This is a genomic window from uncultured Hymenobacter sp. (genome assembly GCF_964242765.1).
GTDB lineage: Bacteria > Bacteroidota > Bacteroidia > Cytophagales > Hymenobacteraceae > Hymenobacter.
In genome coordinates this window covers 19,630-41,213 of sequence record NZ_CAXTBM010000036.1, presented here as the reverse complement: position 1 = coordinate 41,213, position 21,584 = coordinate 19,630, and the positions used below count along the sequence as shown (strand labels likewise).

General features: G+C 56.3%; 17 protein-coding genes. 9 read left to right on the top strand and 8 right to left on the bottom strand.

What is annotated here, in order from left to right; genetic code table 11:
* Positions 1–47 precede the first annotated feature (47 nt).
* The 4 genes from ACFE7X_RS15420 to ACFE7X_RS15405 all read right to left on the bottom strand — a co-directional run bounded on the left by ACFE7X_RS15420 (position 48) and on the right by ACFE7X_RS15405 (position 2,949).
* Positions 48–230, bottom strand: coding sequence for an SDR family oxidoreductase (locus ACFE7X_RS15420; RefSeq protein WP_375436577.1), 183 nt, complete (start codon positions 228–230; stop codon positions 48–50).
* Between the two features lie 20 nt (positions 231–250).
* Positions 251–787 (bottom strand): SDR family NAD(P)-dependent oxidoreductase, encoded by a 537-nt coding sequence (locus tag ACFE7X_RS15415; RefSeq protein WP_375436576.1) that lies wholly within the window; start codon positions 785–787, stop codon positions 251–253.
* A 132-nt stretch (positions 788–919) separates the two neighbouring features.
* Positions 920–1,894, bottom strand: coding sequence for a helix-turn-helix domain-containing protein (locus tag ACFE7X_RS15410; protein WP_375436575.1), 975 nt, complete (start codon positions 1,892–1,894; stop codon positions 920–922).
* Between the two features lie 554 nt (positions 1,895–2,448).
* Positions 2,449–2,949: a cupin domain-containing protein gene (locus ACFE7X_RS15405; RefSeq protein ID WP_375436574.1), complete on the bottom strand. Its 501-nt coding sequence runs from the start codon at positions 2,947–2,949 to the stop codon at positions 2,449–2,451.
* 268 nt (positions 2,950–3,217) lie between these two features.
* On the opposite strand from ACFE7X_RS15405, the gene ACFE7X_RS15400 reads away from it, so the two are divergent.
* Positions 3,218–3,802 (top strand): Crp/Fnr family transcriptional regulator, encoded by a 585-nt coding sequence (locus tag ACFE7X_RS15400; RefSeq protein WP_375436573.1) that lies wholly within the window; start codon positions 3,218–3,220, stop codon positions 3,800–3,802.
* Positions 3,803–3,946: 144 nt separating this feature from the next.
* Positions 3,947–4,339, top strand: a complete 393-nt coding sequence (locus ACFE7X_RS15395) for a RidA family protein (protein WP_375436572.1) — start codon at positions 3,947–3,949, stop codon at positions 4,337–4,339.
* 339 nt (positions 4,340–4,678) lie between these two features.
* On the opposite strand, the gene ACFE7X_RS15390 is transcribed toward ACFE7X_RS15395, so the two are convergent.
* Positions 4,679–5,926 (bottom strand): cysteine desulfurase-like protein, encoded by a 1,248-nt coding sequence (locus ACFE7X_RS15390; protein ID WP_375436571.1) that lies wholly within the window; start codon positions 5,924–5,926, stop codon positions 4,679–4,681.
* 514 nt (positions 5,927–6,440) lie between these two features.
* Here ACFE7X_RS15390 and ACFE7X_RS15385 point away from each other — a divergent pair.
* Positions 6,441–6,773, top strand: a complete 333-nt coding sequence (locus ACFE7X_RS15385) for a Dabb family protein (protein WP_375436570.1) — start codon at positions 6,441–6,443, stop codon at positions 6,771–6,773.
* A 140-nt stretch (positions 6,774–6,913) separates the two neighbouring features.
* Here the strand turns inward: ACFE7X_RS15385 and ACFE7X_RS15380 are convergent, their stop codons facing one another.
* The gene (locus ACFE7X_RS15380; RefSeq protein WP_375436569.1) at positions 6,914–10,534 is read right to left on the bottom strand and encodes an ABC transporter permease/M1 family aminopeptidase; all 3,621 of its coding nucleotides are present in this window, start codon (positions 10,532–10,534) and stop codon (positions 6,914–6,916) included.
* 108 nt (positions 10,535–10,642) lie between these two features.
* Positions 10,643–11,533: an ABC transporter ATP-binding protein gene (locus ACFE7X_RS15375; RefSeq protein WP_375436568.1), complete on the bottom strand. Its 891-nt coding sequence runs from the start codon at positions 11,531–11,533 to the stop codon at positions 10,643–10,645.
* Between the two features lie 941 nt (positions 11,534–12,474).
* Here ACFE7X_RS15375 and ACFE7X_RS15370 point away from each other — a divergent pair.
* From ACFE7X_RS15370 to ACFE7X_RS15350, 5 genes are all read left to right on the top strand, one after another.
* Complete coding sequence (locus tag ACFE7X_RS15370; RefSeq protein ID WP_375436567.1) at positions 12,475–13,092, top strand: DUF2975 domain-containing protein; 618 nt, start codon at positions 12,475–12,477, stop codon at positions 13,090–13,092.
* A gap of 2 nt (positions 13,093–13,094) precedes the next feature.
* On the top strand, positions 13,095–13,301 hold the full coding sequence (locus ACFE7X_RS15365; protein ID WP_375436566.1) for a helix-turn-helix domain-containing protein: 207 nt from the start codon (positions 13,095–13,097) through the stop codon (positions 13,299–13,301).
* A 58-nt stretch (positions 13,302–13,359) separates the two neighbouring features.
* Positions 13,360–13,791, top strand: coding sequence for a hypothetical protein (locus ACFE7X_RS15360; protein WP_375436565.1), 432 nt, complete (start codon positions 13,360–13,362; stop codon positions 13,789–13,791).
* 100 nt (positions 13,792–13,891) lie between these two features.
* Positions 13,892–14,674: a GDSL-type esterase/lipase family protein gene (locus tag ACFE7X_RS15355; RefSeq protein ID WP_375436564.1), complete on the top strand. Its 783-nt coding sequence runs from the start codon at positions 13,892–13,894 to the stop codon at positions 14,672–14,674.
* A gap of 310 nt (positions 14,675–14,984) precedes the next feature.
* Positions 14,985–15,434, top strand: a complete 450-nt coding sequence (locus ACFE7X_RS15350) for a hypothetical protein (protein ID WP_375436563.1) — start codon at positions 14,985–14,987, stop codon at positions 15,432–15,434.
* A gap of 337 nt (positions 15,435–15,771) precedes the next feature.
* Here ACFE7X_RS15350 and ACFE7X_RS15345 read toward each other — a convergent pair whose 3' ends face one another.
* Complete coding sequence (locus tag ACFE7X_RS15345; protein ID WP_375436562.1) at positions 15,772–17,931, bottom strand: alpha-galactosidase; 2,160 nt, start codon at positions 17,929–17,931, stop codon at positions 15,772–15,774.
* 381 nt (positions 17,932–18,312) lie between these two features.
* Between ACFE7X_RS15345 and ACFE7X_RS15340 the strand changes: the two genes are divergently transcribed.
* Complete coding sequence (locus ACFE7X_RS15340) at positions 18,313–21,483, top strand: SusC/RagA family TonB-linked outer membrane protein (RefSeq protein WP_375436561.1); 3,171 nt, start codon at positions 18,313–18,315, stop codon at positions 21,481–21,483.
* The last annotated feature ends 101 nt before the right edge of the window (positions 21,484–21,584 follow it).

The following is a 21,584-nucleotide window of genomic DNA, read 5'->3' as shown; positions in this document are numbered from 1 at the left end:
GGAAAAAACGCCGGTGCTGCCCGCCCGGCCGGAGAGCGGAAGTTTGCTTAAGCAAAAGCGCCGTTGATCCCCAGGTTCTGGCCCGAAATCCAGCGGGCCTGGTCGCTGGCCAGAAACAGCACCACATCGGCAATGTCCTGCGGCTCGCCGATGCGGTTGAAAGCGGACATACCGGCTATGCGGTCAATGACCTCCTGGGGTTTGCCCTTAGTGAAAAGCGCTGTGTTCACCGGGCCGGGCGAGACGGCATTCACCGTGATATTGCGCGCCCCATTTCCTTGGCAAACACCCGCGTGAGTTGTTCCACGGCCCCCTTGCTGGCACAGTAGGCCGCGTACGTGGGCATCATCAGCCGCGTGGTGGAGCTGGAGAAGTTGATAATGCTTCCTCCTTCCGAGAGTTGCGTGGCTGCCTCGCGCAAGGTGTTGAAAACGCCCTTCACGTTGATGTCGAGTGTGCGCTGAAACAGCTCGTCGGTGGTGTCTTTCAGCAGAGCAAGCTCCATGATGCCGGCGTTATTAACCAACACGTCAACCCGGCCAAAATGGGCAATGGCTTCGGCAAACAGCCGCTTGACGTCGGCCGGTTGGCTTACGTCGGCCTGCACGGCTAGCGCCTGGCCGCCGCCTTGCTCAATAGCCGCCACCACGGCATCGGCATCGGCCGGCCTACCCGCATAATTGACGATAACCTGGGCCCCGGCGCGAGCGGCTCCCTGGGCGATGGTGGCACCGATGCCTCGCGAGGACCCGGTTATTAAAACGATTTTTTTCTGAAGCTGAGTCATAAGCGAAAAAACCTAGAGAAAATAGCCGGCAAACTCGGCCATTGTTCTAAATTAAAACGCTGAAAACCAACGGTTGGCTAGCGGGTTATTGGCATTTTTTATCGGAAACTTGCTCTTCTTTGGCCCTTGAGCTTAGCTGAGCCGCTCCTTCCGGTAGGCGGTAGGCAGCCGGCCAGTGCAGCGGGCAAACAGCTTAGTGAAATGCGGGTGGCTCACGTAGCCCACTGCCGCGGCCACTTGGCTGACGTTCAAATCGGAATGCTGCAACAGTTCCACGGCTCGCTCCATACGCTGGCGGATTACGAATTGATTGGGGCTCAGGCCCGTGGTGCGCTTGAACACGCGGATGAAATGATAGGGGCTGAGGTAGACCAGCGCGGCCAATTCTTCTAAGGTGATGGCTCGGCTCAGATGGGCTTGCACGTAGTCACGCAGTTGACGTAGGCGCTCGGCCGGTAGCTTGCCCCGGTAGGTGGGCAACTCGTGCGAGACCGTGCAGTGCCGCATTAAGAGCTGGGCTGCCAGCATTTGGGTTGCCGTCTCGGCGTACAGGCTGACTTGGGCCTGGGGGCTTTCCACCTCTTGGGCCAGGGCCCGGCCCAACTGGTAAAGGAGTGGGTCTTCAATGCTTACGCCTTCGGCCAATTCCACTCGCGCTGGGTTAAGGCCTGCGGCTTCCGCTGTCTGTACAAGCAAATTGTTGGGCAAATACACGTGCGCCGAGCGCACCGGCTCGGCCGTAAGAGGCACCCATTGCATCTCATAAGGCAGGTGCTGGCTGGACGTTAACTTCACCGTGCCGGGGGCGGAGTGGTAGGTGAAATCCCGCCCCCCGCTGTGCAAACCAATCCGCATGGCTCCCGAAAGCAGCAGCACGAGGCGCAACTGGCGAGGTGGGGCGAGCAGAATGGGCGTTACGAGGGCCGGCTCCTCAAACAACTGCACCGTCAGATTGGGCCAGTGCTGCCCCCGCAGCAGTTGCGTTTCGGCAACGACCGTCGATTGGGGCAGTTCTTTCGCGTAGGCTTTGTTGCGCTTAAACCACTGGCTCTTGCGTGCTTCGTTTGCGTGGTAAGACAGGGTGTTGGCGTTTCCGAAAGGCAGCATGGGACGAACAGTGAAGGAGCGAATGGGTGTCGGCAACAAGCCCTAGTCAGCAAGACAAATTAGCTTACTTCGAGTTGAGTTGTTTTGCTGACGGCACAGGAACCAGCTAGTGGCTGTTGCGAACCGGTGAGGCGCGGCAGGCTTGCGGCGGATTCAACAGCCTTTTTGCTGCTCCGCAATTCAGGAAAAGCAGCAGGCTGCTTAGTGCTCCCGCAGGCAGCCAAACCAGTCTGTTTTCAGCGTAATTGGAACGGCCCGCGTCCCTGATGCTGCTGCCAGATATAACGAGCAGCAGTTAGCGGTTACTTACTGGGCCGCCGCTTCCATTAGCTGGGTTGGGCACAGTCCGTACAGCCCTCGGCAAAACCACCAAGACCAGGCGCGTAGAACGAGGCCGACCCGGCGCTTCACTGGGGCGGATATACTATGTTGATTTTGTGTAGCTCCTCGGCCGAGTACACGTAGGTTTCGTTGATTTGAGAGCGAGTAAGTGGGTTACCTTCACGGCCGCCGCGAACAGGCCGCTACGCTGGCACTGCCGCGGCAGTAGCCGTTTAATCGAGGTAATCGGGCGGGAAAACCTGCTGGCCGTACTTCTGGGCTAGTTCCTGCATTTTCTGCTGCGCGGCCGGGTCCATGGGAGGTGGTGGTAGAAACGTATCGGGAGCCACGGGCTGGCCGATTTCCCGAAAAAATGCGTCTAGCCCCGCAGGCACTACCAAGCAGAGCAGCCGGGCGGTGGCAGCTGTTTCGTTTTTGAAGTTGTGCACCACGCCGCCCTTGGGAATACTGACAAAGTCGCCTTGGCGGGCGGTGTAGGTCTGGGATTGAGTTTTCACCACGACTTCGCCTTCTACTACATAAAACGACTCCTGAAAATCGGGGTGGGCATGGGGGCCGGGGCCGCCCTGCGGGGGAACAAGCATGTCGATGACGGCGAAGGAACCATTGGTTTGCTCACCGGTAACGAGTAGCCGGTACGTATCGCCAATGACAGATACGGTTGGTCCGTCCTGGCTGCCAGTCACGAGAAGTTTGCTGATGGGATTGTCCATGGGAGTGAGCTAGAGTAAGAAATGAGCTGCTAAGCCGAGTAGCCCCGGCGGGTACTGCTTGGGATGCAGTTTATTAATCAGCAGTGGACATGACAAACGAGGGGATGAACTGTTTGCACTAGATAGTTTTGAAAGGAAGGTATCATTGGCGGCCTGCTTGCTTCTGCGGTATATAAGCTTTCTTGTAGCAACTAAGAATAAAATTACGCTGGAGCGGCAGACAACAAGCTGGTAGCTTTGCCAAATGCGCCGTCCCGAAATACAACCTATGTCCCTGTCCTCGGAGGCCATGCAGCAACAGTTACGGGAGCATCTCGAAAAAATAGTCCCGCTCACGGAAGAGGAGTTTGCATGGGTACTTGCGCGGTTTACCATCAAGCGGTTCAAAAAACACCAGTTTCTGATCCAGGAAGGCGAACCAGTCAAGTACTATTATTTTGTGGCGTCGGGACTGTTGAAGCTGGTTTATACCGATGATTCGGGCAAGCAGCACCTGCTCTCGTTTGCGATGGAGGACTGGTGGGAAAGCGACTTTCAGGCCTTCTACACCCAGACGCCCGCAACCCTCTCGTTGGAATGCCTGGAGGATACGGTGGTGTTCTGCCTGTCGCTGGAAGACTACCACCAGTTGTGTGAGAGCCTCCCCCAGATGGCGCGCTTCTTCCTGCAAAAATCAACCTTGGGCTTCATTGCCGCGCAGCAGCGCCTGTTGTTGTTGCTGACTACCAATGCCAAAGAGCGGTACGAGCAGCTGCTCACCAAGTATCCGGCCTTGGGGCAACGGGTTTCGAAAGCTCTGCTGGCTTCCTACCTGGGCGTGTCGCGCGAAACCCTGAGCCGGCTTACCTCTTAGCGTGACCTACCGCACACAATAATTGTGCGGTAGGTCACGCCTGCTTCGTGGAGTAGCAGCGGAATTTTGCCGTGTCAATTTCAAACGGCTTCAAATGAAAGCAGACTATGCTTTCACTTGAACGCTCCCAGCAAAACAAAACAAATGGAAAAGCGAGTAAGTAATCCTTGGCTCTGGCAGGAGAAAGTGGGCTATGCCCAAGCCGTGGAAGTAAAACAGCCAGCTTGTACGCTCTACTGCGCCGGGCAGGCGGCCTTGGACGCGGAAGGGCAGCCCAGTACTGGCGACCTGAAAACGCAAGTAGTTCAGGTCATTCAGAATGTAGAACAAGTCCTCCACCATGCGGGGTATCAATGTCGGGATATTGTGCGGCTAAACGTTTACACCACGTCAGCCGCGGAGCTTTTTGGTTGCTTCGACATTTTTACCGATTGGGTGACCAAGCACGGAATACAGCAGGCAAGCACCTTAGTGGAGGTGAAAGGGCTGGCGTATGAGTCCTTGAAAATAGAAATGGAAGTAACCGCCGCGAAATAAACACTTGACCGGCAGGACGGCCCAGCGGTTCAGTTTGCTACTTACTACGCCCCTAAGTTGTAATGATGCTGGTTGATGAGGGCGAGAGAGCTGGCCGCGGGGAGCTAAAAGTCCCGTGTAGAGTAGCTCCGGAATTTCGCCGGGTCAATTTCAATCGGTAGGCATGAAAAGCATTGCCAAGATTGTCGCCATCACCTTCCTCCCTGCCGTGCCGGTTGCGGCACAACCCCCAAGCAACGAAAAGGGATACGCCGGAAAAAGATACGCAAGCGCACGGAATGCCGTGGGAAGCGCAATACGGCTACGCCCAAGGCTTGAAAACGTCCTTCCCAGGGCAATTCACGTGCCCTGGGAAGCTTTGCTTTCCAGAAAAGAGAGCAGTGCGCTTTGGAAGAGTTCGATTTCCTGATTTGTGTTATACGGCGCTAGCCCCACCCGAATCCACCCGCCCTGGGCCATGATGCCGAGCTTCTCGGCTAACGTGGACGCATAGAAATGGCCGTCGGCGATGTTGATGTTATAGTGCTCGGCAAACCAGGCACAGGCTTCCCGCGCATTAACGTTTTCGAGCGTAAACGCGACGGTCGGTGTTTTGCGCGTGCCAGCCGGCGCCCGGTAGACGCGCACGCGGGGCAACCCGCGCAGGAACGTTTCCAACTGGTGCGCCTGCGCTTGTTCCTGCGCCTCAATGACCTGCATCGCCGTGCGCAGCCGTTGCGGGCGGGTGGTTCCTTCGCCCAGGGTTTCAATGAACGCCAAGGCCCCCAGCAAACCCGCAATTCCCTCGTGATTCTGGGTGCCCGTTTCCAGCTTATCCGGGATGTAGGCCGGGGCGGGAGCAAGCTTGTAGACCGGCAACTTGTTGAATAGCCCCGCCGACACTACCGCAATGCCGAGGTGGGGGCCGAAGAACTTATAAGCCGAGCAAAACAGTACATCGGCCTCGAGCTTCTGAAAATCAATGGGATAGTGCGGCGTTGCATGCACGGCATCTAGCACTACCAGGGCCCCAACGGCTTTGGCACGCGCAATAATTTGCTCGACCGGCGGCACGGTTCCGACCACATTCGACGACAGGGTCACGGCGACCAGCTTCGTGTTAGGAGTAATCAGCTCGTCCAGGTGAGCGAGTTCGAGCGTGTAGGTTTCAGGGTTGACGGGAATAAACCTGACCCCCGCGCCGCAGTCGTTGGCGAGCGTCACCCACGGGTCAACATTGGCGCGATGGTCGAGCTCGGTCACGACGATTTCATCGCCGGTGTGGATGAACGTGGCGAGGCTACGGGCAATGGCGAAAGCCAGCGAGGTCATGTTTTGGCCGAAAGCGACTTCCTGCGGCTGGCAGTTCACGAAGTCCGCTATGCCCTGCCGGCCAGCTTCCAGTAAGGCATCGGTGGCACGGCTGGTAGCGAAGGTGCCGTGCAGATTAGCCATGCCGCCGGTGATGTAGTCGAGCATGCCGTCGAGGGTTTGTTGGGCCATCTGCGTCCCGCCCGGGCCATCGAAGAAGATAAAAGGTTTACGGTCTGGGTGTTCTCGTAAGGCGGGAAAATTGGCCCGAACGGACTCGATCGAAAAAGGCGACATGCCGAAATGCAGATTACAAGACGAGTGGAGCAGGCCGGGACATCTTTGCGACAACCTAGGCCCCGTAGAATGAGCTAGAGACGCAAAATAGTGCGTCTCTACCCCGAAAAACTAATTTAAAGTAGCGGACCTACTTAGCCCCGCCAAGGTAAAGGGTAGCGAATATACCGCGCTTTTTGCTTACAGGATGCGCTACGTTTTGAAACAAGCGCGGCTGCAAAGCCAGCATTAGCACTCGCCTGTCCGCCGTATGCTGCGGCCATCATCGAGTAGTCGATGAGCTTTGACGCAACTATCTTCACGCGAGACTTCAATGGCCTACGGTGTTGCGTAAGGCTCCTTTCACCGCTCTGTTGTGGTACTGCTTGGATGTAGCAGGAAATTTTAGCTGTTGATAAGGTCAAATAAAAGTAAGCTAAGGAGCTTTGGCTACAAGGATAGATTCACGATAGAATTTAATTATTTCACTCATATTGCTTCTTAATCGTTTCCTGTCAAAGCTCCTACGGACCTCATGAACACGCCCTTCCCCAAAGACCTCTTCGTTCACCACGTGTTGTTTTACACCAAAGCGGCTGCCACCGAAGCAGACAAGGCCAAGCTCCTGGAAGGACTGCATACGCTAAGGGGCATCCCGTCGATCAAACTGGCGCATATTGGGACGCCGGCTGCCACCACCCGCGACGTGATTGAACGGAATTACACGTACTCCTGGCTATGTTTGTTTGAGAGTGCCGCCGAGGAGCAGAGCTATCAGCAGCATCCTATTCACGACGAGTTTCGGGCCCAGTACGCTTCCTACTGGGAGAAAGTAGTCATCTACGATTCGATTGGGGCAACATCCTGAGGCAATTTTGCGCACCAGATGCGAAGGTTCGGTGGCCGCTAACGGCGGTGCGCTCATGTGAAAATAGTTGTCAAAGAAGAATAGCGGTGGCTTTGCAGGAGTGCGCACCACGGACTGCCCATCGAACTAAAAGCTCTCCACTACCTTCGAAGTAATTTTTTGACGTTGTCGTCCGGGTCGCGGTCAATCAATTCATTGAAGGGGTCAATACCTACCTGTGCTGGCTTTTCAGCCACCATAAGCACTAGCTTAGTAGGGCCGGCCTTTAAACGTATTTTGCGCCGGTACACGGGCTCATCGCGCAGCCTTTCGTTGCCCTTGCTTTCGGTCAGCACCATAATGTCTATCCAGTCGTTCATGGGGGCGGGGCGCTCATTACCTAAGCTGTCGGCATAAACCTTCTTGCTGGACACGTTGAGCGTGACGCAGTACTTGCCGTCGGGTAGCTTCTTGTAAGAAGCGGAATCGACCCGGTTGTCGTACAGCGTTATATGCTCGAACATATCCGTTACCAGGTACTGTAACGAGTCGGGCGTAACCTGGCGTAGGTGGCGCAGCAACTCCGGCGACGTGGTGTAGGGAGGTTGCTGAAACTTCACTTCTTGCAGGTAGGCGGCCAGCGCCTGGTTTACTTTAGCTTCCCCAACGTAATCCTGGAGGGCGTACATAACTACGGCCCCCTTGCGGTAGTGGAGGTACTGTTGATTTTCCGCTCTATAAAGGGGCTGTTCCTTGGCTTTCTCGCCGGCTCTTCCCCGCAGGTAAAGGTCCAGCTCATACCGGAGGAACGTACGCATGCGGGTTTCTCCGTAGTGCTTTTTCATCACCATCAGGGCCGCGTACGTCGAAAGCGTTTCTGACATGAGCATGGCGCCCTGCACATCGGCCCCAATTACTTGGTGCCCCCACCATTGGTGCGCTACCTCGTGGGCAGTCACGTAGTATGGGTAGTCCACGTCAGCGGGGTTAGTGGTATCTATTCTGGCAATAAAGCCGACGTTTTCGGAATACGGAATGGTCGTGGGAAAGCTTTGCGCAAACGTCTGATAACCCGGAAATTCCACGATGCGCACCTGCCGATGCTGATAGGGGCCGAAATGCTTCGTAAAATACGTCAGGCCGTCCTGCACGCCACGAACCATGCGGTTCAGGTTGTATTCGTGGCCGGGGTGGTAATAAATGGCGATGTCCACCTCCTGCCACTTAGCGTTGTGCACGGCGTAACGAGCCGATTGAAACGAATAGAAATTGAGCATGGGGGCATCCATTTCGTAGCGGAAATAGCGGCGGCCCTTTTCTGTCCATTCTTTCGTGAGGTAGCCAGGGGCTAGTGCCAACTGGTCGGGTTCGGTGCTGACGGTGGCCGCGAAACGGACCCAATCCGAATCGTGGCTGAGGTACGTGTTACGCCGGGCCGCCGTGTTGGTAAGGGAGGCCATGCGCGGCTTGGGGGGCAGCTTATACGCCTTGCGAGTATTCTCGTCGATGATTTCAAAGGTGCGGTTGTAGCCAATAGTAGGCAGCAGCTGGCTATTGATAAAGGTGCCATTGTACACCACACTGGTGCGGCCGGTCTGGTTTTCGAAGCCTGGGGCGGCATAGTATAAGTCGAAGCGCAGGGGCAGCGAATCCCCAGGGGCCAGGGGCCGGGGCAGGCGCTGCACATAAAAGCCTAAAAGCGAATCGGCCAGCACCACGCGGGCGGGGGAAGTGCCCGCGGCACCCAGCGCCATCAGGCGGATTCGGGCCTCGGATGGCAGAGTGACCTGCACCGAATCGATGCGGCGGCCGGTCTGGTTGCGAAGCCAATAGTACCCGCGTAGCCGCACTTGCTGGCGGCTCGGAAACAAGTCGACCTGCAATTCTACCGCCGTGATGCGCGGTTGGGGGCGTTTGCTTAACTGGGCGTATTTCTTTTCGAACTGAACGCGCTGCTGCTCCTGCGTTTTGGTGCTCTGGTAGCGGTTGAGCACGTTGGTATTGTAGTAGATGAATCCGCCCACGAGCCCGAACACGAGTAGGCCGGTGCCCATCACCAGCCGGACCGGGCCAGTGAAGCGCTGAGCCGCTAAGCGCCGCCGCAGAGCCCCGCTGGTTTCGGTGCCGCGCACCCAAAGTAAAGTAGCCCCCCCGGCCAGCACCACCGCCAGTGCGGCCCAGTAGAACTTAAACCATAAGGCTGGGGCAATGAAGTGGCCGAACTTATTTAGGGCAGAATACTGTACGCCGGGGCTTGCCCCATAAACCAGCAGGTTATGTTCCACTCCCAGGTCGCCCGCGGAAAGCGTGAACACGTAGTAAAGCAGCAGCACAAAGTGCCCCACGTACTTGTTGTTTACAAGCACGTGCACGGCCAGGGCCAACACCACCAGGAGCCAGTAATCCAGCAGCCCCAACCCGAACAACCACCGGATATATAAACCTAGCTCAAGCTCGTAATAGCCGCCGATCAGCTGCGTCAGCAGGCCGCTGAGTAGCACCACGACTTGCAACACGACGGGCACCAGCAGCAGCGCGGCCAGCTTCGAGGCGAGCGGCCCCCAGTCGGGGAGAGGAAGGGCATCGTACATCTGACTTAGCTGCGCATCCCGCTCCCGCCACACCAACTCCCCGGCGTAAAAGCTGATAATGGCCAGCACGAACAAGCTGAATGCCCCCGATAAAATTAGGATGACGTGCGAGGTGACGGGGTAGGTGCTGGTACCGAAAATTTTGCCCACCTGGGAGGCCGCCGCGAGTAAGAAGGCCAGACCGGCTACCACCATGGCGATGAAATACGGGCTCCAAACGATGTCGAGAAACTCCAACCTGGTCAGGCGCAACCACTGCCGTAGGTGCTGCCTCGTGCCAAACTGCTGCTTGACTGCCGGTAAGGACACAACCGTGTTGGTTGTTCCGGCCCCCAGGTCCGGGCGAATCGGGCGGACCCGCACCGGCCCTTCGGTTACCGGTTGGGAAAAGCGAAAACGCCAGAAGCAACACCCTATTAAGGCGGCTCCCACCCCAAGCCAGAGCAAGCGGCTGCCCAGCAGCAGTCCGGTGAGGGGCACGAGCTGGGTGTTCTTTTCGGCGGGAGTCCAGTATTTAGTGAGTTGGCTGGTTGCGCTCAGGCCAATCGGGTCCAGCAGGCCGGCTAGCGTTTGCCGGTTAAGGTCGGCGAGCAGGTTCTGGGCGACGAAATAAAGCACCAAAAACACAATGCTGGCCACGTACGTGGCCAGCAACTTGCGCGTGAGCGTTCCAAGCGTGAAGAAGATGGCGCCTAACAGCAGAATGTTGGGCACGACCAGCGAAAAGTAGGTATGTAGGTAGTGCGACAGCCGTTGGGGCCCTAGCTGCTCCGCCGGCATGCCCGGCAGCAATGTGCCGACAAACAACCCCAGGCCGATGCCGCTAAACACCAGCACGGTCACGGCTACGGTGCCCAGGAAGCGCCCGCCCAGGTAGCCCAGCCGGGTTATGGGCGTTGTGAACAGGAGCGGGTGCATCCGCGTTTCGTAATCCCGCAGCACTACCGGCCCAAACAGGGCTGAAATCAGCAATACGCCCGGCACGAGGGTGAGCATGGCCGTGGCATTGTTGAGCGCATAGGGCGAGTTAGCTAACACGTTGCTGCCTACATTCACCACCCAATCCTTGAAAAACCCTCCCGTCGTCAGCATCAGGAGCACCGCCAGCAGAAAGAGTATCCCGAAGTAGAAGTAAGTGATAGGGCGCCGCAGCTGGTACCACAGCTCAAAGCGAAATATGTGGACGAACATAACCTGGTGGCTGTTTTAAGTAGGGGGGCTCCTTACAAGAAACCACAGGCTCCTTGTCTGTCCGACGGCCGCAGATATGTTCGCTGAAAGCCAGCCAACGGGTAGGGGTTAGGCCGTTGCGGGCGCTTCTTCGGCCTCCGCAATGCGGGCGAAATACACATCCTCTAGCGAGGGCGTTACTGGCTCATATGCTGGGCCCGGCATGCCGTTGCTGACCACATGCACAAGGATGCGGCCGGCAAACAGGCGCGACGAAATCACTTGCTGCGCCTGCTGCAAGGCTGGCAGCTGGTCCTTGGCGATGGCGCGGCGCCACAGTCGGCCCTGTAACTTGTTGATCCCAGCTAATGGGTCGCCGGTGAGCAGTACCTGGCCCTTGTTGATGATAGCCATGTTGCGGCACAGCTCGCTCACATCCGACACAATGTGGGTGCTTAGCACAACGATAATATTCTCACCAATCTCGCTTAGCAGGTTGTGAAAGCGGTTACGCTCCGCCGGATCGAGGCCGGCGGTGGGTTCGTCTACAATGATGAGACGGGGATTTCCCAGCAAGGCTTGCGCGATGCCAAAGCGCTGCTTCATACCCCCCGAATAACCCCCCAGGTTCTTGCGGCGCATGTCGTAGAGGTTGGTCTTGTGCAGCAGGGAGGCTACCGTAGCCTTGCGCTCCTTGCTGTCATAAAGACCTTTGAGCACGGCGAAGTGGTCGAGCAAATCTTCGGCTGCTACTTTCGAATACACGCCAAACTCCTGAGGCAAATAGCCCAGAATGCGGCGCACGGCGTCTTTTTCGCGCAGTACGTCTATATCGTCCAAGTATATGCTGCCCGTATCGGCTTCCTGCAAAGTGGCCAAGGTCCGCATCAAACTCGACTTGCCCGCGCCATTAGGTCCCAGCAGACCAAACATGCCTGTGGGAATAGTTAGGTTCACGTTGCGCAGAGCCTGCACCCCGTTGGAGTAGGTTTTCGACAGGTTTTTAATGACAAGAGCCATGCTGCTCGTAGGGAATAGGTAGTACAATAGGAAGAATGACAAGAAGGTCTCCTCGCCGGCAATAAGCTGGTCTTTCGTCTCGGTAAAGAATGATGTAGGTGGAAAGTCAACTGGCGCCGGGAGGCACCGCCCTGTTGCTACCAATTAAGCACCCAAGAGAGATGGAAGTAAACACGAATGCCAATCAAGTTTACTTCCCTTGGGTTATGCAAAGGAATATGTTATTATCGATAATCAATAATTTTAGTACTGATACTCAATAAGTTTTTGCTGTTAAGTATAAATAGTTTCGGAGTTAGCAGGAAAGCCTAGGGGGCACTTAAGTTGATTTCAGCACAACACACGTTTATAAGTTGGGTAGCAGCTATTGAGCTGTACTTTCCAACACGGTGCTTTGGTTTAGCTCGCTCAGGGAAGGCACGTAGCCGTGGTGTCTTCGAGCCCCGGCCATCCCACTCGAACGCGGCCACCTGCAATGCTTGCTGCCGGCAACTATTGTATTACGGGCAGGATACTTTGCTGCGGAGCCGCCTAAATGCTGTGGCTATCGTCCGTAAGCGCCTTGTTGCACTTTGGGCGTTTAGGAGCGTGCAATTTCTTTAGTTAAAGCAGAGGTGTTGTACACCGTTTTTCAATCTAGCGTAGTGGCACATCATAAATAAATACATCGGTAGCCCTATTCAAATGCATTTCCTCTAAGTTGGCAACTTCAGTTAAGTAGCTTACTATCAACATAGTACTTCACTGAATTCGCCTTTGGTCGTTAGTTGGTATGGCTAATAGCAATTAAAATAACAACAAAACATTATCGAATATCAATAACAAAGTCGTTGTTTTTGGCTTATAAATGCTTTGCTTTACAACAGGCTATAAGTAGCCATCAACGAGCCGCAGAAACGTGCTAGTTATAGCAAATTAGGATTTATAAAAGAGCCGCTAGCATGAAGAAAAATCCCCTTTTATACTTAGCCCTAGTAAGCAGCAGAATAGGTGGTGGCTTGTTGTGTTTGGCGCTGCTTTTTGTAATAGGTTGCTTCGTTCACTGGCATCTAGACCCCGCTTACTATAAATCAGTACAGATAAGCGTGGAGGGGGGCAGCATATCCCTATACGAGGGAGAAACTCTCCATTCAAAATCAGTTTCCGGGCGCGATATTGTCAGCTCTGGCAATAAAGCAGCACTCTCTACTGCCTCTTGTGGAAAACGGTTTTATGTAAACGAACTTGCTTCAGTCTCGGTCTATACTAGTTTTCTACAGGTTGTGCTTAGCATTATCCTGAGTGGGCTTATGATACGAGAAATCATAAAGATTTTAAAATCAGTGAGAGAAGAACGCATCTTTACTGCCAGCAACGTGAATTCTTTCCGGCTGTTAGGCTGGCTGTGCTTAGCTATGTCGGCTTTAAACAGCATTCGAATTATGGCGACAGCTCAGAACTCAACTGTAAGTTTCAATCCTGGCTTTTCCTTGCTGCTGTTTATGGTTGCCGCTTTTATAATGGCCGAAATCTTCAAGGAAGGCTACCGCTTATCCGAGCAAGACCGACTAACTATTTGATCATGCCCATCATTGTAAATATTGATGTAATGATGGCGCGCCGGAAAATGTCTCTTACCGAACTTTCGGAGCGAGTAGGCATTACCATGGCCAACTTATCGGTGTTGAAGACGGGCAAAGCCAAAGCCATACGATTTTCTACCCTTGAAGCTATTTGCAAAGAATTGAATTGCCAACCTGGTGATGTCCTAGAGTTTCAACCGGAATAACGAAGGCTTTTATAAGCAGGGAGGCTCATCGCCGGGTCGAAAGACACCATCTCTCAGTTTGTGGGCGCTAGGTGGTCGTTACTACCAGGGAGCCTGGCAAATCGATACGGCAACCGGCGTCGCTGCCGCAGTAGCCAAGCGGGGAAAAACCATCGAGAATACCAACAAACGCTTGGTTACCTATTCCGGGAGCTGGCAACAAGAACCCGCCGATAGAGTATCCCTTAGCAGTTCGGACGCGAAGAATGCTTCGGTGGCCCTGAAGTTCAAAAGGTACCGCATTGGCGTGTATGGCCTGGCTCGTCCCGACGGGGGCTATGCTCGGGTAGTGCTGCGCAACAGCCAAGGAAGAATCGTGCTGTCTTCCATACTCGACCTGTATTGCAAATACCCTGTCGCAACACTCAAGTTGCGAAGGCCAGCTTTGCTCCAAGGCACTTACCCCGTAAACTATTTCCGTCTTGGCCGAATGCAGTGCCTGGTCAGATAAAAGAAAGGCTACTTATGGAAGCACGGGGTATGGTGTCTCGCTCGATAAACTTGTTGTAACCGAATAAGCTGTGCGGTCTTTGCCGTCATAAGACGAAGCCATGATGAAGAGCATTCTCCGGGCAACACTTGCGCTTTTTATCGGTTTTTGTCGTGTTCTTGCGCAAAACCCGATGGCCCTATTGGAAAAAAGTACAACCATGAAATACGTTCTTATTTGCTTACTGCTTATGCCGTTCGGGCTCCGGGCCCAAACCTCGGTGTCAACGGAAAAGGCGCTGAATATCTTTACCCTAGGCGACAGCAACGGGACTTTTCCTGCCAGCTGGCCGAAGCAGCTTGAGCTAGCCCTTCCCAATGCCACGGTATTCAATATCAGCAAATCGGGGAGAACAATCGGGTTTATCAACAACGGTGACAGCACCTTGAACTCGTTGCTCGTCTTGGACGACAACTTGCGCAGGGCGGCGGAGTTCAGCAAAGACCGCCCCTTTCACTTTGTGGTAGTGGAACTAGGCACCAACGACGCCAAAGCGGTATTTGCCGACCGGCAGCAGGAAGTGCCGGACAACCTCGAAAAGCTCATTAGAAAAATAAAGAACTGTCCGTATCCCGCTATCAAGCAAGCGAAAATTATTGTCATTTCCCCGCCCCCGTACGGGGTGAAAGCAGAAGCGCAAGCGAAATATAAAGGTGGGGGAGAAAGAGTGGAGAGAATGAGCAAAGTGTTCCAAAAAGTAGCCAAGCGGAACGGCTGCCTTTTTGTGAATGGATTTAAAACTCCGGGATTGAATATCAATACGATGACAGCCGATGGGTTGCACCTCGATGCGGCAGGCTCTAAAGCATTGATGGCCCCGGTAGTAGCAGCTATTGCGCCATAAACAATCTGCTTTCTTTACCTGGGGCATATCGTGGTAGCTATGGCAGAAAGGGAGCTGGCCAAGTAACCTCGAAATCAGGCAATAGTGCGCAAGTGTCCGGATAGTTGATTACCAATGGCAGGTCGTTTTTCTTGCATAGCTACAGGGCCTCGGCTGCTGGGAGATAGTTGAAAAGAAAGCCTCGGTATATTATTGGTTTTTCTGTTCGGTCCGCCTCTTCGCGAAGGTTAAAAAAGATAAGATACGTGTTCTTAGGTTGCCAAAATTGTTAGTCCTACCTATTTTAGCATTGCCAACTAACAAATGGGGTATGTCTGCCAAAAAAAGAAATCCACAAACCCTGGTTCTAGATCCTTCTTTCGCGCAACCAGGTGACGAGGTTGATACGAGGGAGCATCTCGACGAGGAGCCGGCGGATGCCGACGACATGGCAGTGGCCCTGTGCCCACATTGTGGCGAACTGCTGGCTTGGCATGAAGAAGCCTGTCCGGCGCCCGCCGTGCCGTGGAATAAGCTGCCAGTAAATGAGTTGCAGGCAACTGGCGAGGCTCCCCGGGGCTTGACTCCTTCCCCCTTTACGTACGCCCTTGGTCAGCCTGTACAGCCCACCCCCACCACGCGGGTCGGCACCATTATTTGGCGGGGGCAAGTGAAAGAGCGGCATCCGGGCACGGGACTGTTGCAGCGCGTCAACGTTTACCGGCTCGACAATGAATTCTGGGACTGCTACTTCGAAGCCGAACTACAGGCTATAGCCTAGTCGCTTCTTTAAGCAAGTTTTTTGAGACGATAAAAGCCACGATTATGGGGCAGACTACTCGTCGGTTGCCAGCCTCCACTTTCCGATGCAGCGGTCGGCCGCTATGCTTGTTTAGACAAGCCCGTTGGGGTTGGGACACGAGAGCAGGCACAATAATATAAAAGGGCGCTCGACTTGAAAAGGTACTTACTGTAGTAAATCTTTCCTTCAGGGGCGAGAATTTTATTCCTTTAAATGCAGTTGGTTGCGTGGACCAGGACCATACCTCATGCAGGGTGCATAAAATCGTTCTACTCACTCAGGTCCGGTGAATTAGGCGCCGATTTAGAGTCTTGTGTTACTGAATTGCATAGTGATAAAGGGCAAATGAACGGGCGCCCGGCAACCGGAACGTGACCTGCCCTGCCGCGCCTACCACCGCCGTGAACGACGCGCCCTGGCCCACCACGGCCGTGCAAGTCAGCTGCTGGCCGGGCGGCAGATAAGTAGGAAGCGTGGCTTCAACGCGGGAGTTTAACTCGCGTAGCACCAGAAAATAGCCTTCTCGGCCCCGTACCGACTGAAATCCTGTCCAGCTACGGCCACTAGGTTCCTCGCCAATCGGAAAAATCTGGCCGGCGTGCAGATCCGCTTGCCGGCGGCGGTATTCGGCTAGCAGCGCAGTCGCCTCAAACGCCTCGCCCGGCAGGCGGGTAGCTTCCAGCCAGGCCAGCGGCTGCGCCATCAAAGTTAAGCCTACCAGGTAGGGAAACGGGTAGTGCGCGGGGGCCAGCGAATCGGTCGGCGGGTACTTGTTGGCGTTGCGCCACTTGTTCAGGAACTCGATTTGCAGGTTTTGGGGCGGCACGTAGCGGGAAAGCATCCACAGGTTGCGCAGGGTCCAGTGCGGGTAATAGTTGGCCCAGTCGGTGTAGCGGTTCTCCAGGAAAATGTTGCCGTACTCATTGAAGTAATGGTAGCCAAACCGCCGGCCGGCCGTCACGTCCAAGTTGAACACGGCCTGCCCATCGGTGGCAGCCATCACCCGGTCGAAGAGCCGGCGCAAGTTCAGCTCGGCGCGCTTGTCGGGGATTTTCACGCCGTCAATCTTGAACGTGCGGATGCCGTACTGGCGGTAGAGCCGGATCAAGGCGTCGGCGTCGTTAGCCCAGTGGGCGTAGCTGCTGTCGGCGCTGGGGTTGAACCACAAGCACACTTCAATGCCTTGCTGGCGGCCGGCCTTCACCACCGGAGCTAGCCCCTTGGGAAACCGCTCGGGGTGGGGCGTCCAGTAGCGCGGGTTCTGCCAGATGTTGGTCAGGGAGCCCCCGGCGAAGGCCGAGTTGCTGGACTGTCCGGCCTGCCAGCCGTCATCCAACTGAAAGTGGCTGATGCCCAGGCGCTTGCCGGCCCGGATTTCGTTGAGCGCAAAGGTTTCGTTGAGGCGCGTGTCCTGGCCCCGGTCGCCCCAGGTGTTCATCAGCACCATTTCGTCGCGGCCGGGCAGGTGGCGGCGCACCTGCTCCTGGTACGTGCGCAAAGCCGACAGGCGCCCCAATTCGCCGCCGCTGGTTACGCCTACCACCACGCCGTAGCCGCGGGTCCACTCGTTGGGGTTCAGGTCGGCCGGGGTCAGACCTAAGCCAACAACTTGCAACTCCCCGATTTTACTTGAAAAATCGTAGTCTGGGTAGGCTAGCTGCACCGTGGAGCTGGGCGCTTCTTTGAGGGCAAAGAGCCCGTGGCCAGTTTGGGTTTCCTCGGCAAACAGCAAGTTGCCTACCAAGCGGCTTTCTGCCCGGTACGGCGTCAGGCGGGTTTCCTGCACCAACGTGTTGGTGCGGTCGGTGATGTCGAAAAACTGTACCGCCCGCAGTTGCCAGTGCGGACCGGGCAGCGCCAGGCGGTCCAGCACCGTCACGCGGGCCTGCTCTTCTCGCTCAGTTGCCTGGTTCTCGATGTTGCGCAGGTCGCCGGAGTTGGTGGCGGTGGTTTGCCAGTTCCCGCTGGCTTGGCCCCGCAAATAGTAGTCGCAGGCAATGGCCGGGCAGGCGGGGTAGAGGCGAAACACGCGTTTGAGCTGGAGCGTGCCGAGCGTGGTGGTGACGGTGGCTTGCAGACAAGCGGGCGTGGTGGGCGTGGCCGGGTGCGGAACGACGGTCAGGGTGCCGGCCGAGCTGGGAGCCGACGCGTTCGGCGCGTCGGGGCCGGGCAAACGCACATCGGGCGTTTGCCCGTCTAGCGGCCACGAATGCCCGGTTCGCTTGTCGGTCAGGCTGACGCTTAGCAACTGGCCACCGTTCCAGCGGTAGCGCCGCTCGATTTGACTGTTCGCCAGAACAAGCTCATCGCCCACCCGCTCGGCGCGGCACTCGGCCAGGGCTGGCACCTTGCGTTGGCTGCGAGCGGGAAAGCCCAGCAATAGCAAGCACACCAACAAGCCAAGGCGGTGGAGCAGCACCAGTGTATTCCAGTTTCGAATCAGGGCGCGTCTTGAATTGAAATATCGATTAGGCATACCAGATGGACTCACGGCGGCTATTAGGAAAGGAAGAGAGTTTGGCTTGGGTAGGAGTGTGGTTGCAGAGCGGCTATCAAGCGAGAATAGCCCGCTCAGTACAAGGCTAGTACCCGGTAAGTTGGGGGGCGGAGGTAGGTAAAGATATTGTGGATTATCAAATGACAATCAATATATTAGAGCCCCAGTGCAATCCTTTTCACAAGTTGTAAGTTGCGTCGTGCTGCCCAGTCTGTATTTCCCTAGCAATCCTAATTGCGGAAATACTTTGCTCTTCTCTTTCCCGGTCTGTTGTCCCTCCCATGAGGTCCGAACACGCGTGACGGGTGCCCATTCGGTTGCTGCTTCCTTTTCTTTCCATACCTCCTTACTTCCCACTCTATGAAGGTATTTTACCCTGGCTACTTACTTAAAGTGGTCCTTCTTTTGTTGCTGCTAGCAACGGCCCTGCCCGGCGCTTGGGCGCAACAGGCCGGCCCGGAAATCAGCGGCCGGGTAACCGACGAGAAAGGCGCTGGCCTGCCCGGAGTCACGATTCAGGTGCAAGGCACCACCGTAGGCACCAGCACCGACCCCAATGGCAAGTTCACGCTGCAAGTCCCGACGGGCGCGAGCACGCTCGTAGTTTCCTCGGTGGGCCTGGTTGCCCAAACGGTGAATATCGACGGCCGCACGCAGGTTAATGTTACGCTCAAGGAAAATACGCAGGCCCTGGCCGACGTGGTGGTAGTGGGCTACGGCACCCAGAAAAAAACCGACGTAACGGGCGCCGTAGCCTCCGTTAGTGCCCAGGATATCAAGGATTTGCCAGTGGCCAGCTTCACGGAAACCCTGGCCGGGCAAGTAGCCGGCGTGCAAGTGCAGCAAACCTCTGGGGCCCCCGGCGGCGCCCTTACGGTGCGGGTGCGCGGGGCCGGTTCTATTTCGGCGGGCAATGCGCCACTCTACGTGGTGGATGGCTACCCGCTGACTTCGCCCGATGACATTAACCTTATCAATCCCAACGACATTGCCTCGCTGGAAGTGCTCAAGGATGCCTCGGCCGCCGCCATCTACGGCTCGCGGGGCGGCAACGGCGTGGTGATTATTACCACCAAGCGCGGCAAAGCTGGTCAGCCCAAAATTGAATTGAACTACTATATCGGGCAGCAGCGAGTGGCCAAAAAGCTGGACATGCTCGATGCCGCCGAATTCACGGAGTTCTCCCGCGAAGCGTTCAACAACGCCTGGATCGATCGGGGCGGCCAGGCCAGCGACCCCAACAGCATCCGCCCCGACGGCCAGCGCCTGCGCTACCCCGACAGCTACGACGACCCGGCCAGCCTAGTCAACACCGACTGGCAAGACCAAATCTTCCACAATGCCGGCCTGCAAAACTACCAGTTGTCGGTGTCGGGCGGCGGGGAGAAAAGTCAGTACCTGATTTCAGCCAACTACTTCAATCAAGAGGGCATTATCCGGGAGTCGAGTTTTAAGCGCTACTCCTTCCGCGCCAACGTGGATGCTACCCTGAGCAAGCGCCTCAAGGTGGGCGTAAACCTGGCGCCTTCCTTCTCGGTGGACAACCGAGTGTCGGCCGAAAACCACTGGGCCAGCGACGGTATCATCAACGGGGCGCTTTCCATTCTGCCCGTCATTCCAGTGTATAATCCTGATGGGACTTACGCCTCGCAGGTCAACTACGGCTTCGGGATGCCGGGCATTCCGAGCCCGGTGGCCATCATGAACGAAGTAACCGACCGGGTGAACACGCTGCGGGTGCTGGGCAATATGTACGCCGAGCTGGAACTGGTGCCAGGATTCACGTTCCGGACCAGCCTGGGCGCCGACGTGAACACCAACCGGCGCAACTACTTCCGGCCCTCCATCGTGCCGGCCAATCAGCAGCCCGCGCCCACCATTGCGGCCGGCTACAACAGCTCGCGGTTTGCGCTTGACTGGCTGAACGAGAATACGTTGACCTATACCAAGACTTTCGCCGAGCAACACAGCCTGACGGCCCTGGCAGGCTTCACGGCCCAACGAGCCCCCATTCAGGAACGCACCCGCATCGACGCCACCGGCTACCCCAACGACCTGGTGACGACCGTCAACGCGGCTTCCATTCGCACCGCGACTAGTGATCCGCTGCTCGAACAATGGTCGTTGCTCTCGTACCTAGCGCGCATCAACTATGGCTTCCGCGACAAGTACCTGCTGACGGCCACCATCCGGCGCGACGGTTCCTCGCGGTTCGGGGCCGACCGGCGCTGGGGCAATTTCCCGTCGGTGTCGCTGGGGTGGCGCGCTTCGCAAGAAGAGTTTCTGCGAGGACTCACGGCCCTCAACGAGCTGAAGTTTCGGGTCAGCTACGGTTTGACGGGCAACAACTTCATTCCCAACTACGGCGCCATTGGCATTCTCGCGCCCGAAAACTACTCATTGGGCACGGGCACGGCCAATATTGTCAATGGCCTCGGCCAGCAAACTGTTTCCAACACCGTCCTGACTTGGGAAATCAACCGGCAATTCGACGCCGGCCTGGAGTTGGGCGTGCTCAACAACCGCCTGGCCTTCACCGCCGACTATTACGAGCGGAATTCCTCGGGCTTGCTGCTGGATGTGCCCGTGCCGAGTTCCACCGGCTTCACGCGGGCTTTGCAAAACATCGGGAAAGTGCGCAACCGCGGCGTGGAGCTGGCCCTGATTTCGCGCAACCTAACCGGCGCCTTCACCTGGACCACCAACCTGAACCTGTCGTTGAACCGCAATAAGGTGCTGGCGCTGGGGCCCCAGGGAGACCCGATTTTCGGCAATTCGAGCATCGGCAACACCCACCTCACGCAGATTGGTCAGCCACTGGGCAGCTTCTTTGGGTACGTGCAAGAGGGCATCTTCCAGAATCAGGCCGAGCTAGACGCCACGCCCCACTTTGCCGACGCCCGGCCGGGCGACGTGCGTTTTCAGGACGTAAACGGCGACGGGCAGATTACGCCCACCGACCGCACGCTCATCGGCAACAACCAGCCCGACTTCATCTACGGCTTCACCAATGCGTTTGCCTACAAGAACTTCGACCTGAACATCATCACGCAGGGCGTGGAAGGCAACGAAATTCTGAACCTCTCCTTGCGCTTCTACGAAAACCTGGAGGGCAACGCCAACCAGCGCAGCGCGGTGCTCGACCGGTGGCGCTCCCCCGAGCAGCCCGGCAACGGCGTTATTCCACGGGCCAACAGCCGCACCACCGGCAGCAACAACCAGGTTTCGACCCGCTGGGTGGAAGACGGCTCTTTCTTCCGGATTCGCAACATCACCCTGGGCTACAGTTTGCCTACTGCCCTGGTAAAGAAGGCCTTCATCCAAAGTGCCCGCCTCTACACCAGCATCCAGAACCTGGCCACCTTCACCAAGTACCAAGGCTATAACCCGGAAGTGAATCTTGCTGGAGAGCAGACACCGACGAATACTCCTAGCAGCTCGGCTAGCTTTCAGGCCCTAACGCCCGGCACCGACTACGGCGGCTACCCGCTTTCCCGCACGTTCACACTAGGCGTAAACCTCGGGTTCTAGTCGGCAGGTAGTTGGGTGCTAAGTGCTTAAAAATGAATTGCATCCAGCCTATCCAAAGAACAGGAACGTCATTCCGAGGCACGAGGAATCTCGCGGGCTTT